General features: G+C 68.9%; 18 protein-coding genes and 3 pseudogenes. 9 read left to right on the top strand and 12 right to left on the bottom strand.

Annotated features, from left to right (window positions below; genetic code table 11):
• Positions 1-239 precede the first annotated feature (239 nt).
• Positions 240-448 (top strand): annotated as a pseudogene (locus tag O1Q96_RS26195) (IS630 family transposase); the annotation flags it as partial.
• A gap of 88 nt (positions 449-536) precedes the next feature.
• On the opposite strand, the gene O1Q96_RS26200 reads toward O1Q96_RS26195, so the two are convergent.
• The gene (locus O1Q96_RS26200) at positions 537-920 is read right to left on the bottom strand and encodes an AQJ64_40280 family protein (protein ID WP_269250475.1); all 384 of its coding nucleotides are present in this window, start codon (positions 918-920) and stop codon (positions 537-539) included.
• Positions 921-1,674: 754 nt separating this feature from the next.
• Here O1Q96_RS26200 and O1Q96_RS26205 point away from each other — a divergent pair.
• Together O1Q96_RS26205 and O1Q96_RS26210 are read left to right on the top strand one after the other, a co-directional pair.
• A complete protein-coding gene (locus O1Q96_RS26205) occupies positions 1,675-4,443 on the top strand; it encodes an alpha/beta hydrolase (protein WP_419586950.1) in 2,769 nt (922 codons plus the stop codon).
• Positions 4,444-4,933: 490 nt separating this feature from the next.
• Positions 4,934-5,374 carry a VOC family protein gene (locus O1Q96_RS26210; RefSeq protein WP_269250476.1) on the top strand — a complete coding sequence of 147 codons (441 nt, stop codon included), beginning with the start codon at positions 4,934-4,936 and terminating at the stop codon, positions 5,372-5,374.
• A 256-nt stretch (positions 5,375-5,630) separates the two neighbouring features.
• On the opposite strand, the gene O1Q96_RS26215 is transcribed toward O1Q96_RS26210, so the two are convergent.
• From O1Q96_RS26215 to O1Q96_RS26235, 5 genes are all read right to left on the bottom strand, one after another.
• On the bottom strand, positions 5,631-6,467 hold the full coding sequence (locus O1Q96_RS26215; RefSeq protein ID WP_269250477.1) for a carbohydrate ABC transporter permease: 837 nt from the start codon (positions 6,465-6,467) through the stop codon (positions 5,631-5,633).
• Between the two features lie 2 nt (positions 6,468-6,469).
• A complete protein-coding gene (locus tag O1Q96_RS26220) occupies positions 6,470-7,459 on the bottom strand; it encodes a carbohydrate ABC transporter permease (RefSeq protein WP_269250478.1) in 990 nt (329 codons plus the stop codon).
• A gap of 68 nt (positions 7,460-7,527) precedes the next feature.
• Positions 7,528-8,871, bottom strand: a complete 1,344-nt coding sequence (locus tag O1Q96_RS26225) for an ABC transporter substrate-binding protein (protein ID WP_269250479.1) — start codon at positions 8,869-8,871, stop codon at positions 7,528-7,530.
• 83 nt (positions 8,872-8,954) lie between these two features.
• Positions 8,955-10,418, bottom strand: coding sequence for a glycoside hydrolase family 32 protein (locus tag O1Q96_RS26230; protein ID WP_269250480.1), 1,464 nt, complete (start codon positions 10,416-10,418; stop codon positions 8,955-8,957).
• Between the two features lie 565 nt (positions 10,419-10,983).
• Positions 10,984-12,045 carry a LacI family DNA-binding transcriptional regulator gene (locus O1Q96_RS26235; protein WP_269250481.1) on the bottom strand — a complete coding sequence of 354 codons (1,062 nt, stop codon included), beginning with the start codon at positions 12,043-12,045 and terminating at the stop codon, positions 10,984-10,986.
• 440 nt (positions 12,046-12,485) lie between these two features.
• On the opposite strand from O1Q96_RS26235, the gene O1Q96_RS26240 reads away from it, so the two are divergent.
• Both O1Q96_RS26240 and O1Q96_RS26245 read left to right on the top strand, forming a co-directional pair.
• Entirely contained in the window at positions 12,486-13,262 is a 777-nt protein-coding gene (locus O1Q96_RS26240; RefSeq protein ID WP_269250482.1) for a phosphotransferase, read from the top strand.
• 518 nt (positions 13,263-13,780) lie between these two features.
• Positions 13,781-15,523, top strand: a complete 1,743-nt coding sequence (locus O1Q96_RS26245) for an endo-1,4-beta-xylanase (protein WP_269250483.1) — start codon at positions 13,781-13,783, stop codon at positions 15,521-15,523.
• 361 nt (positions 15,524-15,884) lie between these two features.
• Here the strand turns inward: O1Q96_RS26245 and O1Q96_RS26250 are convergent.
• Positions 15,885-15,986, bottom strand: a pseudogene (locus O1Q96_RS26250) (IS5 family transposase); the annotation flags it as partial.
• Positions 15,987-15,988: 2 nt separating this feature from the next.
• On the opposite strand from O1Q96_RS26250, the gene O1Q96_RS26255 reads away from it, so the two are divergent.
• A complete protein-coding gene (locus tag O1Q96_RS26255) occupies positions 15,989-16,246 on the top strand; it encodes a hypothetical protein (protein ID WP_269250484.1) in 258 nt (85 codons plus the stop codon).
• 49 nt (positions 16,247-16,295) lie between these two features.
• Here the strand turns inward: O1Q96_RS26255 and O1Q96_RS26260 are convergent, their stop codons facing one another.
• Both O1Q96_RS26260 and O1Q96_RS26265 read right to left on the bottom strand, forming a co-directional pair.
• Positions 16,296-17,240, bottom strand: coding sequence for an LLM class F420-dependent oxidoreductase (locus tag O1Q96_RS26260; protein WP_269250485.1), 945 nt, complete (start codon positions 17,238-17,240; stop codon positions 16,296-16,298).
• Complete coding sequence (locus tag O1Q96_RS26265) at positions 17,237-18,022, bottom strand: ABC transporter ATP-binding protein (protein WP_269250486.1); 786 nt, start codon at positions 18,020-18,022, stop codon at positions 17,237-17,239. The genes O1Q96_RS26260 and O1Q96_RS26265 overlap by 4 nt, the downstream gene beginning before the upstream one ends.
• Positions 18,023-18,292: 270 nt before the next feature.
• Between O1Q96_RS26265 and O1Q96_RS26270 the strand changes: the two genes are divergently transcribed.
• Together O1Q96_RS26270 and O1Q96_RS26275 are read left to right on the top strand one after the other, a co-directional pair.
• A complete protein-coding gene (locus tag O1Q96_RS26270) occupies positions 18,293-19,321 on the top strand; it encodes an ABC transporter substrate-binding protein (protein WP_269250487.1) in 1,029 nt (342 codons plus the stop codon).
• Between the two features lie 152 nt (positions 19,322-19,473).
• Positions 19,474-20,211: an ABC transporter permease gene (locus O1Q96_RS26275; RefSeq protein WP_269250488.1), complete on the top strand. Its 738-nt coding sequence runs from the start codon at positions 19,474-19,476 to the stop codon at positions 20,209-20,211.
• Here the strand turns inward: O1Q96_RS26275 and O1Q96_RS44655 are convergent.
• The gene (locus O1Q96_RS44655) at positions 20,142-20,390 is read right to left on the bottom strand and encodes a helix-turn-helix domain-containing protein (RefSeq protein ID WP_483409991.1); all 249 of its coding nucleotides are present in this window, start codon (positions 20,388-20,390) and stop codon (positions 20,142-20,144) included. The genes O1Q96_RS26275 and O1Q96_RS44655 overlap by 70 nt on opposite strands.
• A gap of 76 nt (positions 20,391-20,466) precedes the next feature.
• Between O1Q96_RS44655 and O1Q96_RS26285 the strand changes: the two are divergent.
• Positions 20,467-20,885 (top strand): annotated as a pseudogene (locus O1Q96_RS26285) (transposase); the annotation flags it as partial.
• Between the two features lie 240 nt (positions 20,886-21,125).
• On the opposite strand, the gene O1Q96_RS26290 reads toward O1Q96_RS26285, so the two are convergent.
• The gene (locus O1Q96_RS26290) at positions 21,126-22,115 is read right to left on the bottom strand and encodes a S66 peptidase family protein (protein ID WP_269250489.1); all 990 of its coding nucleotides are present in this window, start codon (positions 22,113-22,115) and stop codon (positions 21,126-21,128) included.
• A 438-nt stretch (positions 22,116-22,553) separates the two neighbouring features.
• Positions 22,554-23,783, bottom strand: a complete 1,230-nt coding sequence (locus O1Q96_RS26295) for an outer membrane protein assembly factor BamB family protein (RefSeq protein ID WP_269250490.1) — start codon at positions 23,781-23,783, stop codon at positions 22,554-22,556.
• Positions 23,784-24,078 lie beyond the last annotated feature (295 nt).

Consider the following 24,078-nt stretch of genomic DNA (forward strand, 5'->3'; position numbering starts at 1 on the left):
CTGAGAGCGAGCCGACGCAGGTCTGGCTGTCCAGTCCGCCTTCCAGGACGCCACTGGCCACGCGTCCTGGCGGGAAGACTCCCGGCCGGGCAGCGGCCGAATCGGCTTCCAGCGCAGGGGCGCCCCGGTGGTGTCGCCACCGGTGGGTTTCGCCGAGCTGCCCCGCGAACCCGGCGTGCCCGTCGCTGCCTGCTCGCCCGACCCCGACCGTGAGGCGAAACTGGACCGGACCGAGGAGGTCCTGGACCGCGGCCAACCCGATCGAGGCCCACTTCGGACCGCTCAGGCAGTTCACCATCGCCAACTCCCACCACGCCAACCACACCGTGCAGACCCGGGGCCTGCACGCCTGCCCGCACTGGCGTAACGCCAGTGCCCGGAACGCGCCCGCGTCCGAAGCGAGAAGGGCATCCGCCGGGGCGGACGCCCCCTCAAAACCGCAGGCTGAACAAACCCGGCGAACTACGCGGTCGCAGCGCAAGTTGGGCCGATCGGCTATGCGGGCACACGCGCAAAGTGTCCCAGCAGGCTGTGGGTCAGGTAATGGGAGGAAGGCCCCACGCGTTCTGGAGAGCTGTCTGCACGTTCTTTCCGAGCACCGCGTGCGCCGTCCTGCCTGGCAGGGTGGGCAGCTCCGCCCAGTGAGTCACGGTTTCGGCACTGGTATGACCGTAGGGCGAATGGACGATTCCGTCGGAGTCGACGAAGCAGTCTCTGTGTTCTGCCCCGTCCTCGCTCCAGTGCCGAGTCGTGAAGTACATCGGCCGTACCAGCCAGAATTCCTCACCCAACGCCGCATCGGCCTCAGCGATGCTGTCGGCCGGGTACCGGCCTGTGGTCGCTGCTGCCACCGGTGTACCGCTCCGAGGCAGTCTGTCGCGTGCGTCCACCCACGTCACCGTGGTGTTCAGATTCCTCATCTCCACCCTCGCTCAGGTACTCGGCAAGGCGTCTTCTGCCCATATGCCGACCCGTCGGCAAGGGCACTGCCCCGGCCCGGGCACCCAGCGAGACCGTTTAGCGTTCGCGAAGGTTGCTTGAGACGGAACGAGCACAGCACCGAACGATCCGCGACTACCTCCCCCCACCCTCCAGGGCCCGCCAGCGGTCCACGGTCGACCTGTCCACGCCGAGGCCCATGGCAGCCGGCTGGTTCGTCCCGCCTTCGGCCGGCCAATCCAGCCGGCGTCCTCAAGCCCAGCCCTCCGCTCCGCCGCGAAAGCCCGACGCCACTCGCCGACCGCCTCGGCCTGGACACCCACGAGCCGGGCGACACCCGCGTTTGACATGCCGCCGGCACACGCCAGGATGATGCGGACCTTCTCAGCCGAGCGCCGGTGCGGCACCTTTGTCCGGCGCACCCGTCGAGCACAGGCGCCCACCCCAACCACAGCGTCATGTCACAGCCGGCCCTCTCGAGCCGCGAGCCCCGCCGCATGAGCCGGTCGTCCTCGCCCTGCACGGCCGACAGGGCCTTCTGCCCATGCCTGTCCCATAGTTGAGCCGCCGGTGATCCGCTGGGCCCCGCAGCTCCAGTGGCTTGATCACATCACTCGCCCGCTGTCGGCATCTCCCCACAGTCAACCCCCAGACGCCCCTCCCTCGTCCTAAGTGACGCGAGAGACGCCTGGAACCGACGGGACGCCTGCGCACAGGGTTTTGAGGAGAGAACCATTGATCCATGCCCGGCGAATATGTGTGACCGCCGTGGCGGTGCTGGCGGCCTTGGCGGGCTCGCCCGGACTGGCCCAGGCTGAACAGCCCCACGAAGTAGGACCGTTGAGCGCGACGGACGAGAACTCGCTTCCCCCGGGGTGGCGGATCGACGGGAAGGGCGGGGCGCCGGAGCTGGTCTGGCGTGCACCCAAGACCGTGCCCATGGGGGATGCGCGGGTCGAATTCCGTGCAGGGGACCGGCTGCTCGGGGTGCCGAAGGCGGGGAAGGACGGGCGGACCTTCCGTCTCGACCTCGGGGAGACGCGGCCCAAGCAGCTGACGGGTCTTCAAGTGACGGCCGCGGGGCGTCGGCTGGACGTGATGGCCGATGACACGCACGAGTCCGGCACGCGTGGGGTACGGCTGCCCGCGCAGGCGCCGGCGAACGGAGTGGATCCGGGCAGACCCGGCTCGTACCGCACGGTCACCGGGGAGTACGACCTCGACCCGGTCCGCCTGCCCGGGTTCGACGCCCCGGTGGAAATGACCGCCGAGGTGGTGGCTCCGAAGGGTGCCACCGGCAGCCGGCCGCTCGCGCTGTTCCTGCACGGCCGCCACCACCCCTGCTACAAGCCGGGCTCCGAGAACGACGTGACCGGCGACTGGCCCTGCGCGGACGGCTACAAGCCGATCCCGAGCCACAAGGGCTATCTGCGCGACCAGCAACTGCTGGCCTCCCAGGGCTATGTGACGGTGTCGATCTCGGCGAACGGCATCAACGCCCAGGACCAGGAGGCCGAGGACGCCGGCGCACAGGCGCGTTCCTCGCTGGTACGGCAGCACCTCGCACGCTGGGCCGACTGGACCACCCATCGTTCCTCCGCCCCGGCCGTCGTCCGCGAGGCGGCGAAGGCGGACCTCTCCCAGGTCCTGCTCGTCGGCCACTCGCGCGGTGGTGAGGGCGTCAACCGGGCCGCCATGGACAGCCTCTACGCACCGCCGGCCGCCGAGGACGGCTACCGGGGCCCGGTGCGCTGGAAGGTGCGCGGGACTGTGCTCATCGGACCGACGGCTTATGGCCGGAATCCCGTCGCCGACGTGCCGTCCGTGACGCTGCTGCCGGGCTGCGACGGCGACGTCTCCGACCTGCAGGGCGAGGACTTCGTCGACGGGACGCGCGGGATCAGCCGGGGCACGGCACTGCACAGCGCGGTCTACATGGTCGGCGCCAACCACAACTACTTCAACAGCGAGTGGACCCCGGGTGAGGCCGTCGCACCGGCCAGGGACGACTTCTGGACCGACCCGGAGCAGCCGGACCCGGTGTGCAAGCCGGGTGCCGCGACCCGGCTGACCGCCGCCCAGCAGCACAAGGCGGGCGCCACGTACATCGCCGCCGCGGCCCGGCTCTTCCTCGCCGGGGACGACCGGGTGCGTCCGCTGCTCGACGGTTCCGGCAAGCGGGCCCCGTCCGCGGACCCGGCCCGGGTGCTCACCCACGCGGTCGGCGGCCACCGCCGCGGTGGTTTCCTGCCGGACGGCGGGGCGAAGGTGACGGGCGCCCGGCTGTGTTCGGCGATCGACCCGGACCCGGCCGTGGCCTGTCTGGATCCGGAGACATCTGGATCGTCACCGCACTTCGCGGAGTGGGAAACGGGCCGGGAGGCCGGCCGCAGCGCGGTGGACCTGAAGTGGTCTGCCCCAGGCGCGGCCGCGCGCATCACTCCGCCCGAGCCGCTCTCCCTCCGCGGCTCCCCGAAGCTCGCGCTGCGGGTCTTCGTACCGCCGAACACGACCGGCACGAAGCTCGACGTGGCCGTCACCGACTCCTCCAACCGCCGGGTGACGCTGGGCTCGGTCCAGGTGGACGGCCTCCCGGGCTCCGCGAACACCGCCTCCTACTGGGCCCAGGAGCTTCGCGTCCCACTGTCGGCCGCGACGCGGGCGGGGCTCGATCTCAAGCATGTCAAGTCCCTTGAGCTGACACCCCGTTCGCAGTCCGGGCGGGCCTGGCTGATGGACGCCTGGGGCTGGGCGCCCGGCACGTCCGCGGTGGAGGCGGCCGCACTACCGCGTGTCGACGTGGGGCGCACGATCGTCAAGGAGGGCGATTCGGGCACCCGCACCTACCGGATCCCGGTCGAGACCTCCGGGCACGGCAGCGGGCAGGTCCGCGTGTACGTCCTCGACCCGGACAGCGGCCGCGCCGAGGACCGCCTCGTGACCGTACAGCCCGGCAGCGACGCGATCGACGTTCCGGTCGAGGTGAAGGGCGACACGTCCTACGGCGACGACGTGGAGCACGACATTGCCGTCAAGGCCGTCCACAACGCCGTCATCGGCAAGTACCGGGGCGGGCTCACCGTCCAGAACGACGACCCTGAACCGGTGGTCACCCTGTCGCCGGTCGCGGACCGCGTGACCGAGGGCGAAACGCTGACCTGGCGGCTGTCCCTGGACGCGCCCACAACGGTGGACCTCTATGAGCCGGTCCGGGTCCTTCCGGTCACCGAGGGCGCCGAGCTGTCCACCAAGGACGTGGATGCGCAGTGGCTGGAGGAGTCGTCCGGTGACGTGCCCGACCCCGAGCGGCCGCTGTCCGACGCGCACCTGTGGGTGTGGGTGAACATCCCGCCAGGGAGCACCAGCGTGGACTTCGTCGTGCCGACCGTGCGGGATCAGGTGGCCGAGCCGGCCGAGTCGATGCGCCTCGCACTGACCGACCGCAACGCCAAGCCGCTGCCCGACAGGCCGGTGCTGACGGGAACGGTGCTCGAGACGCCGTAAGCACCCACCAGTGCGGGGTCCGCTCTGTCCGGGCCCCGCACTGCACAAGGCCACGCGGATCGCGGCCGTACCGCCCAGCCCTCGGCGCGGCCCGCTGCCGAAGAGCGCGAGCCCGCCGAGGACTCGGCATGTGCCGGCCAGGAGCTGCCGGTAGCGGGCGGTGGTCGCCACGTCGATCGGTTCACCCACACGTCCAACGGCGGGGCAAGTCGACAGACCCTTTCCTGTCCCGTCTCCGGCGGTGTGACCAGGAGAAGGCATGGGAAGCGCGGGCGATACGCTGCGACTGATCGTTTCCGTACGAGCGTCCACCTGCGGCGCGCTCGTCCTCGGTGGTGGCGTCCGACTCGCGGTCCGCTGTAGCGGTGCAGAGGTGCGAACCAAGTTTTTCGGAGTTCGGCGGTCGGGAATGTCGAAACCGTGCCACCGGCTCCGTCCCAGGGGCAGCAGCGGCCACCACCGGCCGCACGAGGAAGAAGGAGAAGCCATCATGGCGATTCAGCGGATGGACAACGTCGGCATCGTCGTCGAGGACCTGGATGCCGCCGTCGCGTTCTTCGTGGAACTCGGTATGGAGCTGGAGGGCAGGACGCAGGTCGAGGGCCCCGTCGCCGACCAGTGCACCGGACTCGACGGAGTGCGCTGTGACATCGCGATGGTCCGGACCCCGGACGGTCTCAGCCGGCTCGAGCTGGCGAAGTACCGCACCCCCGCGGCCATCAGCGCCGGATCGCGCCACCGGCCGCACAACATTCTGGGCACGCACCGCGTCATGTTCGCCGTCGACGACATCGAGGACACCGTCGCCCGCCTGCGCCCTCACGGCGCCGAACTCGTCGGCGAGATGGCCCGGTTCGAGGACAGCTATCTGCTGTGCTACGTCCGCGGCCCAGAGGGGATCATCGTCGGTCTGGCCCAGCAACTGCGCTGAGGAGAAGTCACCGAACCATCCGGCCGAACGAAATCACCGACGGCGGGACCGTGGACGGGTGGGCGACGCCAAGCGGCGGGTCGTGGCCCGGCCGGTCATCAACCAGCCCAGTTCCTGCCCGCCTTCGTGCCGCAGCCTTCACAACCACCGGCCTCGTGCCGGCCCAGCGCGACGTGCAGGAGAGGACGGATGAAGTCACCTGTGCTCGTGGGTGCCGACGGCCCGGGGTCCGGCGCGAACGATCCAGGACGCCGGCTCAGCCCTTGACGGCGGAGCTGGCGACGCCCTGGATGAACCACCGCTGGAAGAACACGAAGACGATGAGGACGGGCAGGACGAGCAGCACGCCGAAGGCAAGAATCTGCCCCCAGTCGACGGGCTGCTGAACGGAGAAGACACCCATCTCCAGTGGGAGTGGGCGCACCGAGGGGTCGGAGACCATCAGGACCGGCCAGAGGTAGGAGCCCCACTGGGTGAGGAAGGTCAGGATCGCCACCGAGGCGAACGCCGGCTTGCTCATGGGGACGATGATCGCGAAGAAGGTGCGCCAGGGGCCGGCGCCGTCGATGCGGGCGGCTTCCTCGATGCTGGGCGGAATGGCACGGAAGAAGGTGGAGAACTGGTACAGGGAGAAGGCGTTGGCGATGAAGGGGATGGCCTGGATGTAGATGGTGTTGCGCTGGTCGTTGAACATGTAGAACAGCGGCACCGCCACCGCTTCGAACGGGACCAGCATCAGCAGCAGAACCACAGAGAAGACGGCGTTCTGGCCGCGCCACTTCAACCGGGTCAAACCGTAGGCGGCCATCGAGTTGACGATCAGCCCGCCCAGGACCACGACGGTGGACAGGAGCACCGAGATGCCCATGAACCGCCAGAAGTAGCCAGTGGCATCGGAGTCGAAGCCGTCCAGGACGGCACGGTAGTTGTCGAAGGACAAGTGGGTGGGCAGGAAGCCGGTCAGGCCGCTCAGGACCTGGTCGGAGGGCTTGAAACTGCCCAGGATCAGGTACAGGACGGGCAGCGCGAAGATGAACGCCAGCACGCTCAGGACAGCGTAGTCGACGAAGCGGCGCAGGGGTGTGCGGGTCATGATCAGTCCTCGGTGCCGGGCCGGACGACGCGGCGCTGGATGAGGGTCAGAACGACGACGATCAGGAAGAAGACGACCGTGATCGCGGCCCCCTGGCCGACGTTGTTCTGGTTGAAGGCGGTGGTGACCGCCTGGTACATCACGGTGCGAGTGGCGTCCTCGTCCAGGCCGCCGCCGTTGATGAGGACGTAGACCTGGTCGAAGACGCGGAAGGCCAGCACCGAGGTGAGCATCGCGACGAAGACGAGGGTGGGGCGGATGCCGGGCAGGGTGACGTGGCGGAACTGCTGCCAGCGGCCGGCGCGGTCGAGCTGGGAGGCCTCGTAGAGTTCGGTGGGGATCTGCTGGAGGCCGGCGAGCAGGATGACCATCTGGAAGCCGACGCCCTGCCAGACGGACAGGACAATGACGGAGGCCATGGCGGTGAGGCTGTCGCCGAGCCAGTCGAAGGCGCCCCAGTTGCCGAAACTGATCGCGTGCAGGGCTGAGTTGAGCAGGCCCTGGTCGCTGCGGGCGAGGATGAGCCGCCAGATGACGGCGACCAGGGCCATGGGGAAGACGACCGGCATGAAGAACAGGGACCTGAACAGGCCGATGGCCTTGAGCTTGCGGTTGAGCAGGATCGCCAGGGCCAGCGCGAGGCCGGTCTGCACGGGGACGACGACCACGGCGAAGGTGAGGTTGTTCAGCACAGCCCGCAGGAAGGGGCCGGACATGTCGGGGTCGGTGAAGATGCGCCGGTACTGCTCCAGGCCGAAGAAGGTCGGCGGCAGCGGGGAGCCGAGGCGGACGTTGTAGAAGGAGAGCACGATCGCGTAGACGAACGGCACTCCGACGAAGGCGATCAGCCCGCCGAGGGCAGGCGCGGACATGAGCAGCCCGGTCGCCCATTCGCGGCTCTTGCGCGCCGGCCGCGGCGACTTCACGGAGGTCACCGGTGGGGCCTTGTCGTGGCCCGAGGGCGCGGCGGGCGTGGGTTCCACGGTTTTCACGGGTCGGTCCTCCTTCCCGGCCGGGGCGGGCACGGCTGTCCGCGTGCCCGCCCCGGCCGATACGTGTTCTACGGGATCTTGTAGCCGCTGTTGTCGGAGAAGTCCTGGTCGATGGCGCGAGCGGCCTTGGCCAGGGCGGTCTTCGGGTCGGCGCCGCCGTAGATGTCGTTCACGGCAGTGCTGAACTTGGCGGTGACCGTGGGGTATCCGGCCGTGACCGGGCGGGTGACGGCGACACAGGACTTGGTGATGTCACTGTCGCCGCACGGCTTGGCGAGCTGGTCGGCGAAGAGCTGAAGCGGGCCGCCCTGCGTGTAGAGGGTGTTCTTGGCGAGCGCCGACTTGGTGCCGGGAGGGGCACCGTTGGCCGTGGTCATCGCGGCGACGTTGGTGTCGTTGAGGAGGTAGTCGAGGAAGGCGCCCGCGGCTTTGCCGTTCTTGGTGGCGGCGCCGATTCCCCAGGTCCATGAGCCCTGGCCGGTCTTGGGGCCGTTGCCGAAGTCGGGCAGCGGCAGGGCCACGAGGTCCTTGCCAAGGGCCTTGCTGTCGGCGGGGTAGGCCCAGTGGCCGCTCCAGCTGAGGGCGACACGGCCCTTGACGAAGGCGTTCTGGTCGGTGTTGGGGTCGACGTAGGTCTTCCAGGACTGGAAGGTCTTCATCGCGGACACCACGGCCGGGGTGTCGAGCACGCCCTCGGACTTGCCGTTCTTGATCAGTGCGCCGCCGGCCGAGAAGACGACGGGTGAGAAGAGGTAGGTGCCGGCCTCGTTGGCGTAGCCGCCGCTCTCCGACAGGTCGAGGGGCTTGCCGTCGGAGTCCTTGGCGGCCAGCTTCTTCAGCGCGGCGTTGAACTCGTCCGCCGTCCAGGCGTCCGACAGGCCGGTGGGGTATTTCACCCCGGCGGCGTCCAGCAGCTTCTTGTTGCCGTACATGCCGAGCCCGGAGTCGTACATGCCCAGTGCGTACACCTTGCCTCCGACGGTGCCCTCGGCCTTGATGGCGTCGGTGGCGTTGGCGACCGTCTTGGCCGAGACGTAGGGGGAGATCGCCGAGAGCTTCTTGTTCCAGACGAAGTTGGCGACGGTGGGGCCGTCCATCTCCATGACGTCCGGAAGCTTGGAGGCGTCGGTGGCGGTGACGGTCTTGGTGTAGTCGTCGCCGGGGATCAGCGTCAGCTTGACCTTGATCTTGTCCTGGGAGGAGTTGAAGGACTTCACCGCGTTCTGCACCGCGGCGTCCTCGCTGGCCTGGCCCTGATGGGCCCAGACGGTGATGGTGCCCTTGCCGCTGCCGCCGGAGGACGTGGCGGTGTTGCCGCCTCCACCGCCGCAGGCAGCCAGTGCCGCCAGCGGCAGAACAAGTGCCAGAGCCGTAGAGGCTGTCCGGCGGGGTCTGCGGTTTCCGACGATCATGGCTGGTGCCTCCGTAAGTCGTGCGGGGGTGAGGGTGGGTGTTACGCCTGTCTGAGGGCGTGGGGTCCTGAGGAGAGCCGGCTTCACGGCAACGGATCTGACGGGGCGGCGCCGCTGGCCGACTCCTTGATCACAAGTGGGTGCAGCCGCCAGGCGTCGACCTCGTAGCCGAAGTGCGCGTCGGGACCGCCGCGGGCCTCAAGTCGCCACGGGCCTTCGCCTGTTGGGTAGAAGCGCAGGGTGAGCACCTGGCCGGTGGTGGTCAGGAAGACTTCGGCGATGGAATGGTCGACGATCACGCGCAGGTCGAGGGGGCCGTCGAGGGGGCACGGCATGCGATAGGAGCCGCCTCGGGCCCGAGGATCCAGGGAGGCGTGGTCGCGGTCGACGACAAGTTCGCCCGCGTCGGCATCGATGCGGATGTCGAGGTACTCGGAGCCGTCCGGGGTGGTCAGCAGGCGCAGACCGGCGTTCGATGTCGGCTCCAGGCGGGCCGTCAGGTCGAAGGAGCGGCCCACGTTGCCGAGGCCCACCGGATCGGTGTGTGTCCGGCCTGCGGCGTGGACGGTGCGCTCGCCGCGCAGCGTGAGCAGTTCGCTCGCGGGTTGCTGGCGCAGCGACCCGCCGCCGTCCACGGAGATCTCTCGGGGCAGGGTGAGCAGGCCCGCCCATCCGTCGGCGACGGCCCAGGCTTCGTCGCGGGCTTCGCCGGACCAGCCCCACAGCAGCCATCTGTCGCCCGGTGCCCGTAGCAGCGCGGGCGCGTAGCAGTCCGGTCCGTGGTCGACGAGGACGGGCGGGCCTGCCTCGAACACGTCGCCGTTCTCCGCACCGAGCAGAGCGGCGACGCACCGGGGGCTGTCGTCGTCGTTCCACGCACTGAGGATGAGCGCCCCGGGCCCGTGGGCCGCAGGCAGGTACTGGGGGCATTCCCAGCCCTCGCCGGTGTGCAGTCCGGTGCTGCCGACGGGTTCCGGCTCGCGGGCGTCGAACGGGCCCTGGTAGGTCCAGGTCTCCAGGTCGGGCGAGTGGTAGAGCAGGGCCGCGCCACGGCCGTCGGCGAAGGCGGCGCCGACAAGCATGCGCCAGCCGTCGCCGTGCCGCCAGACGTACGGGTCCCGGAACATGGTGCAGCCCTCGGGCGGCTCGGGCACGAGGAGTTCTCCGCGCGGGCGGAAGGTGCGGCCGCCGTCGTGGGAGGTGGCGCAGGTGACCGGCTGGTGCTGTGGGCGCTCCTGGCGGTGGGCGGAGTAGAAGGCGACCATTCGGTCGCCGTCGGAGACGGCGTTGCCGGAGAAGCAGCCGTCGGCGTCCACGCCACCCGGGGTTGGGGACAGGGCTATCGGCAGCGGCTCCCAGCTGAGCAGGTCGGGGCTGCGGAAGTGGCCCCAGTGCATGTTCGCGTGGTCGGCTCCGTGCGGGTTGTACTGGTAACTGACGTGGTAGTGGCCGTCGTGGAAGACCAGCCCGTTGGGGTCGTTGATCCAGTTGCCGGGCGGGCGCAGGTGCGCGACGGGCCGGTGCGGATCACGGGGTGCAGTGGGCACACACGTGCCTTTCGGTAGTGCAGGGAGCATGCGAGGACGATCGGCGGTGAAGCCGGCCACGGGCCCCATGAAGAAGAAGGCGTTGCCCGGCAGCGGGTGCACGTCGGCCACCTCCACCGTGACGTGAGCGCGAACGGTCGCGGACCGTCGACGGGAACTCAGGGTTCGGTGAGTTGCCGGCGGGCGCTGCATGAGCAGCCGCGACAGGTACGCGAGACGTGCCGCTGTCGTGCGGCGCGGGTGCACGTCACGACCGGCGAGCAGCCCCGATCACGGCGGCTGTCCGAGGGTTCGCTCCGGTCGACGCCTGTCGGTGAGGAGCGCGACGATCGCTACCTGCGGGACGTGGCTCCGCAGCGATGAGAGGGCCACGCGTGGGCCCGGCCGCCCGTCCCCGACGCGGGCGGGACGGCCTGGGGTACCAGCAGGGTTCGGCAGCTCAACGGCTCGCCGAGGCTCTCAAGGGACATGGTGTGTACCCTTCACTTGTTCCGAGTTACTGACAGGGATGACGACCGGTTGCAACGGTCGCCTGTCGTGGTGCACATGCTTCGCCGTCCCGGGGTCAGAGCCGGGGCGGCGAAGCGACCGATGCCCGCGCCACCAGCGGGCAAGGCAACATCTCTTGAATGTCCGGGCCCGGTGACCGGCCCGGTGTCTGCGTGAGCGTGAGCAACTGGGCCAGAGCCCGTGCCCCCATCTCGTAGTGCGGGAGCTGAACCGTGCTCAGCTGCGGGTGGACGGACTCGCAGACCAGCTCCTGGTTGTCGAACCCGACGACCGACAGATCGCCCGGGATGGAGAGTCCCAGCTCGGCGGCAGCCCGATAGGCGCCGGCGGCCATCCGGTCGTTGAAGCAGAACAACGCCGTGGGGCGTGCCTCGGCGGTCAGTAGCCGGCGCGCGGCCCGGTAGCCCGTGTCCACATCACCGCCGACCGTGTTGAACGGCACGGCCGTCTCGGCGGCGACCAGCGACGGGTCGTAGGGAACCCCGACCTCGGCCAGCGCCTTGCGGTAGCCCGCCAGGCGGCCCTGCCGGGCGGGAACGTCGACGGTCTGGACAGTCACACCGATCCGGCGGTGTCCATGGTCGGTCAGCTCGCGCACTGCCGTATAGCCGCCCTGGACCTCATCGGGCACGACGAAGGGGACGGAAGGGTTCTCACAGCGCGCGTCCAGCAGCACGGTGGGCGTCGAGCGCAGGCTGTCCGGCAGGTCCACGACGCGGTGGTACATCGCCGCGTACAGCACACCGTCCACCTGCCGCTGGAGCAGCATCTCGATGCTGGTGCGTTCCAGTTCGGGGTCGCCGCTGGTGTTGACCAGCAGCAGCACCAGGCCCTCGGCCGCGGCGGCCTCCTGGGCACCCAGGATCATCCGGCCGGCGTGGGGGGTCGTGGCGATCTGGTCGCTGACGAAGCCGATGGTGTGGGAACGCTTCAGCCTCAGCCCTCGGGCGAGGCCGTTCGGCGCGTATCCGAGCCCCTCGGCGACCTGCAGGACGCGCCGACGGGTATCCGGATTGATCCGTTTCCCCTCGGCCCGGTTGAGGATGTGGGACACGGTCGTCACGGAAACACCCGCCGCTTCGGCCACGTCCTTGATCCTGATCCGGCGCGTCATCATCCCTACCAAAGTGGTGGATTCCGGGTTGCCCAATCGTTTTGGCATCCAGGTGCACACGAGAGTGCCCGTGGCTCGGGCTCCTGTCAACGGCTCGTTACTAACTCGTGGCCGCTCGATGTCCCCCACCAGACGGGCTGTGACCCGCGCGACGGCCGCCGCTGTGCCCCTGACCTGCGAGCGGGATCGCCGACCCGCCAGCCGGTGGGCAAAGACCGAAGCGGGCAACCAGGCATGCGGGGCTCGCACCCGGCGGCACCTCGCGCGCGGCACGGGGACGGCGAGTGAGGCCCGATTGAGCCTCCGTCAACTTGAAGCCACAGGTACGGAGGCCGACGAAACCGGTTCTGAAGGCGCTCACGTCGGTTGGGGGGCGACAGCCTGCGGAGTAGCTCGTCTGGTGGGGTTGCCTCCGAGGCGGATCAAGCGTCGGGAGAAGGTGTTTGAGCGTTCATGAGGTGACGATCGGGCAGGGTGGACGGATGCATGAGTCATCCTTGCCCGGAGGTTTCGTCAACGCGGTCGTTCGCGTCGGGGACACGGTGCGCCGTCCGGCCTCGACCTCCACGAAGTTCGTGGGTGATCTGCTGAGGTTGCTCGAAGCCAGGGGGTGGAGCGGAGCTCCGCGGTATCTCGGTGTAGACGACGAAGGCCGTGAAGTCCTCAGTTACCTCGATGGCCATGTGGCGTGGGAGCCGCAACAACCTGCCTCCGTGTCGTCCGACGAGAGTCTGGTCACGGTCGCCCGGCTCGTTCGTGAGTTCCACGACCTGACGGCCGGCACCCCGCCGGCCGGAGACCAGGAAGTGGTGTGTCACAACGACCTGTCGCCCAAGAACACGGTCTATCAGCTGTCCTGTGGCCAGCTTCGACCAACGGCATTCATCGACTGGGACCTTGCCGCGCCGGGCGCCCGGGTGCACGACATCGCTCACGTCTGCTGGCAGTACCTCGGTCTGGGCCCTTCGGTCACCGACATCGCGAAGGTAACCCGGCGCATGAGGCTGATCGTCGACAGCTACGAATTGTCCGACCGGCAACGCCTCGTGTCCACGATCTTGTGGTGGCAGGACCGGTGCCGGCAGGGCATCGAGAGCCAGGCTGATGCGGGTGACGTCGCCATGGCACGCCTCCGTGACGCAGGGGTGGTGAGACAGGTTCAGGCGGCCTACCAGTGGGTTTCCGATCACCGGGATGCATTGGAGCGCTCAGTGCAGTGAGCGCCGCGGACGCCTGGGCTGCGCTCACACACAGGAGGCTCGCGGCTGCCCCCAGGATGAGCACACTTCGCAGGCCACGTCGCTTACCACTCTGTCGCGCGGTGACTCCTCATCGGTGGAACGGCGCACTGCGCGGTCGCACCGCGCAGGCCAAGCCGGTGTCTTGCCCGCTGTTCAACGCCGCGGGGCGCCGGAGGGCACTTGCAGGTGGGAGACGCTTGCCCGGGCGCTTCCCCGGCCGGTCCAGGCCCAGGGCCTGCTGGAGCGTCCGCCAGTCCCACCATCCGCCGGTCAGCGAACAGTGAGCGTACTTGCGTACCGTCTCCGTGGATACCCTGAAGTTCGCTGGCACACGCGTCTTTGATGCGCCTTCCGCGCAGGCCGCAACGGTCCGGGCCCGCTCCGCCACACGAGCTGGGACGTGCACACAAGGCCGCCGCACCTCATGCGTGATGAACTGTGGCCCGGCTTCGAGACGTTGATCTCGTCTCGAACAAGAGAGTGGGAGGGATGGGACCGTGGACCTTGGTGGGGGGACGTGGCAGCGACTGACCGCCGTGCTGCTCGTCATGGCGGTGGCGGCCGGGTGTACGGGGCAGGGCGAAGGCGCGGGCGGCGGAAACGACGAAGACCTGCTGCGGAACCACGACTGGACGCAGATGCCGGGCACCACCGCGCGGAACGACATCCTGCGGGTCAGCGCATCGGATCGGCACATCGTGGAGCAGGACTCCTCCGGCGGCCAGCCCAACCCCCCGCTGAACCTGGCCGGCCCGCATCTTAGGTCCGATGGCGACTTCACCGTCACCGCGCGCATGTCCGGTGTGGGTGACGATGACGGCGACTCATGGCTGCGGCTGTACGGACGGGTACCGATCATCTACGACGAGTGGCGGCAGGAGCGGCCCTCACTCCGCGTCGGCGTGGCCGCCGACGGACAAGTGAAGGTACAGATATGGGACGGCGAAGGCGATGAGCCGGCCACCTCCAAGGATTTCGACTGCGGCTGCTCCGGGACGGTGACGCTCGCCGTGTCGAGCATCGGTGACACCTTCCGCATAAAAGCCGACGGGCGGCGGCTGGGAACCGTGCAGGACCCGGGGGTGTTCGCCGAGGGCACTGTCTGGTTCGGTCTGGAGGCGGACGCGGGCGAAGACGAGCGCCGCGAGGGATGGCGTCTGACGCAGCTGATCGCGCGGGCAGAGAGCGGTGACTCGCTCCGCGTGATCAAGGCGCCGCAGCTACGCCAGGAGCAGTCCGACGACTCGCTGCGTGCGCGGGCCGCAGACGTGGGGCGGCCGTTCGACGTGGGCGCCGCCCTGGCCGAGAACCCGCTGCTCACCGACTCACGCTACCGGGCGCTCGCGGGGAGCCAGTTCTCCATGCTCACTCCGGAGAACGCGTTCAAGCCACAGTTCCTCCACCCACGCCGGGGCGTCTACGACTTCCGCGACGCGGACCTACTCGTACGCTTCGCCCGCGCAAACGACATGAAGGTGCACGCGCACACCCTCGTCTGGCACGAGGCTCTGCCCAACTGGATGCGGGAGAACGACGACCCCGAGGAGGTGCGCCGGACCATGCTCCGGCACATCGCCATGGTCGCCGGGCACTTCAAGGGAAAAGTCGCGGAATGGGATGTGGTCAACGAGCCCATGTCCGACGACGAGAAGAGCTACACCAACGGGGATCTCGGTCTGCGCTCCGAGCAGAGCCCGTGGTTCGAGGCCATGGGCGAGGAGTACATCGACGAGGCGTTCAGGGCCGCCCACCGGGCCGATCCGAAGGCACGGCTGTTCCTCAACGAGTACGGGGTCGAGGAGGAAGGCGAGCGGTGGGACGCCCTTTACGATCTGGTCAAGCGGCTCAAGGAACGCGGCGTACCGATCGACGGCGTGGGATTCCAGAACCATGAGTACGCACCCGGCGACCGCATCGACCCGGAGACCTTCCGCAGCCATGTGCGGGATCTGGCGGAGCTCGGGGTTCAGGCGCGGGTGTCGGAGATGGACGTCCCCATAGGTGAGGACGAGGAGGACGGGCGGCAGACCCAGGCTGATGAGATGGCGGGCAAACTGCGGGTCTGCCTGGAGGAGCCGAACTGCACATCGTTCTCCACATGGGGATTCACCGACCGGTACGGTTCCACCGCCGACACCAAGATCTATCCTCCGCGCACGGCCGATTCCCTGCCGTGGGACGCGGCCCTGCGGCCGAAGCTGGCGTACGAGCGCCTGCTCGAGGCCTTTGACGAGGCGTGAGGAATCAGGGTGCGATCTCTCGGTTTGGTGTCGATGGTAGTGAGAATCAAAGAGCGTCTTGTTCTGCCAGGGGCGTTTGATAAGGCGGCGAAGTTGAGTAGGTCACGGTCTCTCGAGAGGGTGGCACGTGAAGTTCAATGCAGGTATGGAGAACGCCTTGTGGGACCGGCTGTCCGCAGAGGTCCGCCGGGAGGTGGACAGCCTCGTTTCGGCCGGTCGAAACGTGCAGGCCATTGCCCTGATGCGTGAGCATGCTGGCCTACCAACGCCGCATCTGCATGATTGCGTCGATGTAGTGGGCCAGCGATTCAGCGTATTGCGGCATAGGCCGACGAGCTCGTGACAGTGCTTTACACCGTGGTCACGCGTGGCGCCAGTTCGGGGTCGATTCGCGAGTGAGCCTACGGCTCATGAGGTCGATCATGGCGAGGTGGACCATGGCTTCGGAGCGGTGAGGGTGGGTCCGTGCGCGGCCCCCTCAAGGTCGCCGTACACCGGTCGCCCGATGCCCATACGACTCGGGTGACGGTGCCGCCCAGCTCCCGCGCGGTACTGGAGATGGAGATCGGCGACGCAGACCCGGCGGAATACCGGGTGACCGCGAAGACACCCGGCGGGCAGGGACGTGCGCAGGTCACGCCGCTCACCGACCTCACCGGCACCGTGCTGCGGATCGGGCCCGTCGGCTCCGGCACGACGAAGGTCGAACGCACGCGTTCCTGACCGCGAGACCCCTGCCCCGGCGCGGCAGCGTGCCGTGGGCCTTCACGCTCTACAACTGCGGGAGCACCTCACCGGCGATGAGTTCCAGGTGGTCGAGGTCATCGAAGTCGATCAGCCGCAGGTGGATACGGCTCGCGCCGATCGCGGCGAACTCACTGAGCCGCTGAACGAGTTGGGCCGGAGAACCGACCACCGCATCCTCCGGCGGCAGCGCGCTCTTGGCCTGGAGCGGGGCGGCCCGCCGTCGCACTTCCGTCTCCGTACGGCCGATGGCCGCCACGACACCGGCCGAGAGCACCAGTGGTGGCCGGCCGGCGTCGGCCCGCCCGGTCCGGTCGCACGCCTCGGCAACCCGTCGGTACGCGCGGGCGGTCTCGGCCACCGACTTGAAGGGCATGTTGAACTCGTCGGCGTACCGGGCCGCCAGCTCCGGGGTGCGCTTGGGGCCGCGGCCCCCCACGATGATCGGCGGCCCCGGCAACTGCACGGGTCTCGGCAGGGCGGGCGCGTCGACGAGCCGGTAGTGGTCGCCGTGGTGGCTGAAGCTCTCGCCGACCGGAGTCCGCCACAGGCCGGTGATCACCTGCAGTTGCTCCTCCAGCCGATCGAAGCGCTCCGGGGCGGGCGGGAACGGGATGCCGTACGAGGTGTGTTCCCGCTCGTACCAACCCGCGCCGAGGCCCAGTTCGACCCGCCCACCGCTCATCCGGTCCACCTGCGCCACCATCACGGCGAGCGGTCCCGGCAGCCTGAAGGTGGCCGAGGTGACCAGGGTGCCCAGCCGGATCCTGGAGGTCTCCCGGGCGAGCGCGCCGAGCGTCAGCCAGGCGTCGGTGGGACCGGGCAGGCCGGGATCGGCACCCATCGTCTGATAGTGATCGGCCCTGAAGAAGCCCTCGAATCCGCCGGCCTCGACGAGTTGTGCGAAGCGCCGCTGATCCTCGTAGTCGGCGCCGCGGTGCGGCTCGGTGAAGACGCAGATCCGCAGGCTCATCGCCGCTCCGTTTCGGCCGTCCCGGACAGGTCCCGTTCCATCAGCAGTTCGTGCAGATCGGCGCTGCACCGGGCCACTTCGCCCAGGTGCGCGGTCCGGCCCAGCGTCCTCGGCCGGGGTATGGCGATGTCGACGATCTTGCGGATCCGGCCCGGGCGCGGGGTGAGCACCACCACCCGGTCGGCGAGCAGCACGGCCTCGTCTATCGAGTGCGTGACGAAGACGACGGTGGACGAGTTCTCGAGGTGGATGCGCTGCAGTTCCACCGCGAGGTCCGCGCGGGTCAGTGCGTCGAGTGCGGAGAACGGCTCGTCCATGAGCAGCACCCGCGGCTCGCCCATCAGCGACCGGCACAGCGCGACACGCTGCTGCATACCGCCGGACAGTTCGTGCGGCCGGTGCTTCTCGAAGCCGTTCAGTCCGGCCGTCTCCAGCAGCCGGTACGCGCGTTCGCGGTGCTGCGCCTTGTTCCAGCCGAAGATCTCCACGGGCAGCATGACGTTGTCGAGGACGGACCGCCAGGGCAGCAGGGCCGGCCGCTGGAACAGCATGGCGACGTCCCGCCGGGCGCCGGTGACGCGCTCGCCGCCGATGGTGATCTCGCCGTCGGTGACCGGCAGAAGACCGGCGATCAGCCGGAGCAGCGTGGACTTGCCGCACCCGGACCGGCCCACCACGGCCACGAACTCGCTGTCGGCGATGTGCAGGCCGATGTCCTGGAGCGCCACCGTCGAACCGGACCGGCTGGTGAAGCTCCGGGACACACCGGTGAGTCTGATCATCCGGCGGTCTCCCCATCCACGGGCAATCGTCGTGCCGTCCGGGTCCTGTCGCCCGATCAGGCTACCCGCAGCAGGCCGACCGGCGGTACCTGTCGTCCGGTCGATGCATGCCCCAATGACATACACCTGGCCCACAACTACCCATTCCTCGTACGCTGTTGCCCGCACCAAGCGTCATGCCCCGGCGGCTCCGTGCTGCCGTTCTGTCTCGCCTGTCTCGACGCCCTTCCGCCGGCGCGTTCGGCGGTCGGAAAGGACAACACTGTGCGCATGATCAGGTTCGCCCGTACGGTCGCCGCGGCAGCCCTGACCACAGCGCTGGCGCTGGTGGCGGGGTGTGGCGGCTCGGATTCCGACGCGGACGCCGGTGAGGACGGCAAGGCACTGAAGAAGGTTACCTACCTGACCTCCTTCGGCAGCTTCGGCCGGGACGCGTACGCCTGGGTCGCGAAGGACAAGGGGTTCTTCGAAGAGGCCGGCTTCGACGTGCGGATCAGGCCGGGGCAGGGCACCGGCGGTGTGATTCCGGCCGTCGTGAGCGGCCAGGCGCAGTTCGGCCCCATCGACCTGACGGGAGGTCTGCTGCACATGGGCAACGGTCAGGCGAAGGACTTCGTCGCGGTGGCCGCCATCCAACAGCGCACCATGGCCGCGATCGCCACCACCGAGGGCAACGGCATCGCCACACCGAAGGACCTCGAGGGTAAACGGCTCGCGGACACGCCCGGCTCAGTCGTACGCAACCTCTTCCCGACGTACGCCCGACTGGCCGGCGTGGACGCCGGCAAGGTGACCTGGGTCAACGGCGAGGCGCAGACCCTGATGGGCACGCTCGCCGGCGGCTCGGTGGACGGTATCGGCCAGTTCGTGGTGGGCAAGCCGACCATCGAGGCGGTGACGAAGAAGAAGGCTGTGCTGCTGCCGTACAGCGACGTGATCCCCGACCTGTACGGAAACGTGCTGATCACGTCGACGAAGATCGCCGAGCAGGATCCGGAGATGGTACGGCGGTTCACCGCCGCGCTACTCAAGGGCTTGAAGTACAGCCTCGCCCACTCGAAGGAAGCCTCCGAGATCCTGAAGCGGAACGTGGACACCACGAATCCGGCCGCTGCGGCAGCCGAGTTGCAGTTGATGGCCGCGTACGTCACACCGAAGGATGGTTCCGGCACGGCGCTCGGCACGCTGGACTCCGGGCGGGTGTCGAGGAGCATCAGGATTCTGGAGGACGCGGGCACGCTGCCGAAGGGGATGACCCCTGAGCAGATCATCGACTTCGGCCTGGTGCCGAAGGCCTGACCGCGCCGCGCTGGTGAGGAGCCGCCCTGGAGAAGGATGGGATGACCAAACTCTCGAGGCCGCAGCAGTCCCCCACGGCGGGCCCTGAGCCGGTGCCCGTGCCACGAGTCGGTCCCCGTCGCGGGACGGGCGTCGGCGTCGTACTGCTGCCGGTGGCCGGGCTGCTGGTCGCGCTCGGCGTGTGGTGGCTTCTCACGTCGGTGCTGGAGATGATCCACCCGGCAGTACTGCCTCCGCCGGGAGCTGTGCTCTCGGCGTTCACCGCAACCCCCGTCCGGTTCCTGGAACACACCGGCGACACCACGGTGGAGACGGTGGTCGGCTTCGTTCTCTCCAGCGCCTGCGGAGTTCTGATCGGACTGTCGCTGGCCGCCTCGCGGTTACTGGAGCGCATGTTCACGCCGCTGCTGGTCGCCGTCAACGCGGTTCCGAAGATCGCGCTCGGGCCACTGTTGGTGGGTGCGCTCGGATGGGGGCAGAAGCCGGTCCTGACCATGGTCTTCCTGCTCTGCTTCTTCCCGATCGTGCTGTCCACCGCGACGGGCCTCACATCGACCCCGGCGGACCTGGCCGAGTTGGCGCGCTCGCTGGATGCCTCGCGTTGGCAGGCATTCCGGAAGGTGCGGTTTCCCGCCGCGCTGCCGCAGATCTTCGTCGGGTTGAAGGTGGCCATGCCGCTCGCCGCGATCGGTGCGGTCATCGGCGAGTTCCAGGCCGGTGAGTCGGGGCTGGGCTATCTGATCGTGCAAGCCGGCGGGGTGGGCGACACCGCTACCGCCTGGGCCGCGATCATCCTGATCGGGTTGATGAGCATCCTTCTCTACTTTGCCTTGGTGTTGTTGGAACGGTTCGCACTGCCCTGGGTCAGGGACACGACCTGGCGCGGATGACGTAGGGGACTTTGTCGTCCTGCCGGAGAACTGACTGCTGGGCGGAAGGAGTGGTCGAGGAGGCCGTCCTCGCCGTGCGCGCGCCAGCGGCCGTACCACTTCGCCAGGCAGCGGCGGGAGATCCCAGCCTCAGCGGCGACGTGCGCGATGGGCCGCCCGCCGGCTACACGCAGGCACAGGCAGCAGCCATCGCCACGACTGAGCCCACAACCGGTCACCCCCGCTTAGTACTCCAGTGAGAATTCGTGTCCTGAGCTGGTTCTTCTTGTTGTCCGGTCATGGTGGGGATGGATGAAGTCGAGGGCTGGGCTGCGGAGTTGGAGTCGGTGTTCGCTCGTGTGGCGGGCCGGTTCGGGCGGGCGGATCTGCGATGGCGGATGCGTGACTACGTACGGGGCCTGTTGGCTCCGGTGAGTCGGAAGAATGGCTGGCAGCTGGCGGAGTACGCCGGCCACCGTGATCCCGCGGGGCTGCAGCACCTGCTGAACGGGGCCCGCTGGGACGCGGACGCGCTCCGGGACGACGTGCGTGCATACGTCGCCGAACGGCTCGGCCCCAATGGGGTGCTGATCATCGACGACACCGGCTTCATCAAGAAGGGCAGCACGTCGGCCGGGGTGTCGCGGCAGTACACCGGCACCTCCGGGGCCCGTATTTCAATTACAGTAGGCCTGTCTCGTGGGCGATGCGCGCGTTGGAGCGTCCCTGTGCCGCATGCAGGACGACCTGCGCGCGTATCCGCAGCCGGTGCTCAATCTTGTGGCCGTAAGCCATCCTCTTCAACCACTCACGTTCGGTGGCGGTCGGGACTATCGGGCAGGCCGGGGCAACGGGCATGGCAGACGGGCCGATCGGGAGAAGCGGATCACGACGGGCCGCAGCCCGCCGAAACCCGTGCCAGGATCCAACAGAACTCAGCGTTCCGCGACCGCCGACTCGAGCAGGGACAGGGTCCGGTTGTCCGCGTCCACGTCTGCGCGGACGCCGAGGGGCAGCGGCAGGTTCGGCGAGGTGTGGCCGAAGTCGACCTGGGCGAGGACGGGGATGTCACGCTGCGCCAGGACGTCGAGCACAACGTCGTGCAGACCGACCTGGTCTCCGCCGCCCTCGTAGGGCGTGACCTCACTCGGGATGCCGACCACCATGCCCGCGATCCGGTCCAGCACACCGGACAGCCGCAAGGTATGCAGGTCGCACCAGATCCGCGTGACCGGCCGCTGTACCTCTTCCCAGAACAAGACGGCGCCGTCGAACCGTTCGGCGGCCAGTGCGAATGGTGTCGCCTGCAACTGGACCAGGCGGTTCAGCAAGCCGCCGACCAGTGGTCCCTGCGCGCGGCCCGGCTGCCAGGTTTCCCAAGTCCCCCTTGCCGGCAGCACGCCCGGCGCCTCAGTCTTGGTAAGCACACGGGCATAGAGGTCGACGAGTTCGGACCGACGGGCCTCGTCGCCCAACGTGTACCAATCGCTGCCGAAACCGTGGGTGACGATGTCGGCGTGGAAGCCGACGAGGCCGGTCTTGGCGTACAACGCCATGTGCAGCAGCGAGATGTCGCTGTAGCCGAGGATCGGCTTCGGGTCGGCCCGGACCGCATCCAGATCGATCAAATCGAGATAACCAATGGTCGCCTGGCCACCGGTGTGCGCGACGATGGCCCGCACCTCCGGATCCCGGAGCAGCGCATTGAGCTCGGCAGCCTGCTCCGCCGGAGCGCCCGCCGCCCACCAGCGGCTCCGCGCGGGGTCGACCATCGGGCTGACCCGCACGCGGAAACCCATCCGCTCCAATATCGCCACACCGCGAGCGAGCAGCGGCTCCTCACCGGGCTCGAGCTGGCCCGAGGGCGCGGTGACGACCACGAGATCGCCGGAACGCAGCGCACGGGGACGACGGATCGTAGGCACAGGGCCTCCTTGTTGATCGACAACGGCGGACAACCACGCAGGTACCGCCGGTATTCCGCCTCCTCAACGCGATCAAGCAAGGCCCCGGAATCCCGACAGGAGGCCAACGGTTGCCGACCACCTCCACGCTGACATGACGGTGACCCAGGGATGGCTGGTGCCGAGGAACGTTCACCGGCACCCCGAGGATGCCTGCCAGCCTGACCTCGCCGCCCCAGACCTCTAACGAACCGACACAGAATCGGGCCTCGGAGTCAACCCCCGAAGGTTTTCCGGAGCCGACCACTAAGTGTGCCGGTCGTTGCCCCACAAGGAACGGCTGCCGCGCGCCACGCCGCGCCTCCCGCGGCCCGGCCCATGACGCCCTGCCCTGTCCTGCGGCCGACGCCGGGCGTGGTCAGGCTCCCGCCACCGCGCTACCCGCCCGCCTCCGTCGGTTCAGACGGCCGGCAGCGCATACAGCCGCTTGGCGTGCATCGCGGCCAGCCGCTTGCCCGCCGGGACCACGTACCACTTCTGGTTCGCACCGGTGTTGTCGTTGTACGTCCAGCGCAACTTTCCGGTCGCCGCGTCGAAGGCGTGCACGCCGCCGTTTTTGTCGTGCTCGGTCGCGCCGTACAGCGTGCCGCCCACTTTGGCGAACTGCCACGCCTCCGCAGCCGAGCCCACCAGGTCCTCGTTGTGCCAGATCTGCTTGCCCGTACCGGGGTCCACCGCCCACATGGCGTACGCGCCGTCGGAGGCATAGAGCACCCCGTCCAGGACCTGCGGATCGTTGAACCAGGTGAACTTCTCATTCGCCAGCGACCAGCGCTCCGTGCCCGCGGCCAGCGCGAACGCCCGCAGCCGCTCCCCGTCCGGCACGATCAACAGGTCCTCGTGCACGGCGAAGCGGTAGTAGTTGGACCTGCCGATCTTCTTCGTCCAGAGCTGCCGTCCCGTCGTCGTGTCGCGGACAGTCACGTTCTTCCGGAAATCGGTGTACGCGAGGCGCCCGCCGACGACCGCGGCGGTGATGCCGAACTCCTCGGTCCCCTTGTCACGCTGCTCACGCCAGGCGATCTTGCCGGAGGTGGTGTCGATCGCGGCGATCACGTTCGTCGGCGTCGAGGAGTCCTCCTCCAGGATCCCGGCGAGGACGTAGACGTGGCCGTCGTCGGCCGCGATGGGGCGCGGCTGCTCGTACTCCTTGCCCAGGCGGCTGCGCCAGGTCTCCTTGCCCGTGGCCGGATCGAGGCCCACCACGTCGCCGTCGTACTCGGCGCTGGCGAGATAGAGCGTCCCGCCGCCGGTGATCAGCTTGGCGCCTGGAATGGTGACGCCCGGCCGTGACCACTTCTCCTTGCCGCTGGCGGCGTCACGCCCCACCAGCGGGTCACCCGACACCACGACTGTGTCCCCGATGACCGCGAGCGCGTGGATCCCGGCCAGGTCGTCGTTGGCTGTCTTCTGCTGCCACAGCGGCTTGGGCGCGGTGCCCGGGGGCGGGGTGGTGAAAAAGTCGCCACCCTTGCCCCCGCCGGGAGTTGTGCTGCCGCCCGACGCCCCCGTCTCCTCCTCGGGGGTGCACCCCCATGCGCCTGCCCCCAGCACAGCCAGGCCCAGGCCCGTCCCGGCCAGCCTGAGCGCCTGCCTGCGTGACACCGCGTGCCCGTCACGTCTGCCCATGTCGGTTCCCCGTCCCCGTTTCGCCCGGATGTTGCCGACGCCCCCTCGGACGTCTTGAGCCCGGTCAGGCTAGCCGTCAGATTTCGGCCAGCCGTCGGGTGGTACGCAACCGGGACGCGTCCGTGAAACTCCTGTCACACAAGATCAGCAACTTCTGGCACTCGCGTAAGCGCTAATGATCTGCTGCGATGGTTCGCAGGATGTACGGCATCCGCGCCGCCTGCGGAGACGGGATCACTCCCTCCGCCGGGGGAACCGTGCGCAGCCGTACCCGTCACGGACCAGTGCACCGCGC

The sequence above is a fragment of the Streptomyces aurantiacus genome (assembly GCF_027107535.1).
GTDB lineage: Bacteria > Actinomycetota > Actinomycetes > Streptomycetales > Streptomycetaceae > Streptomyces.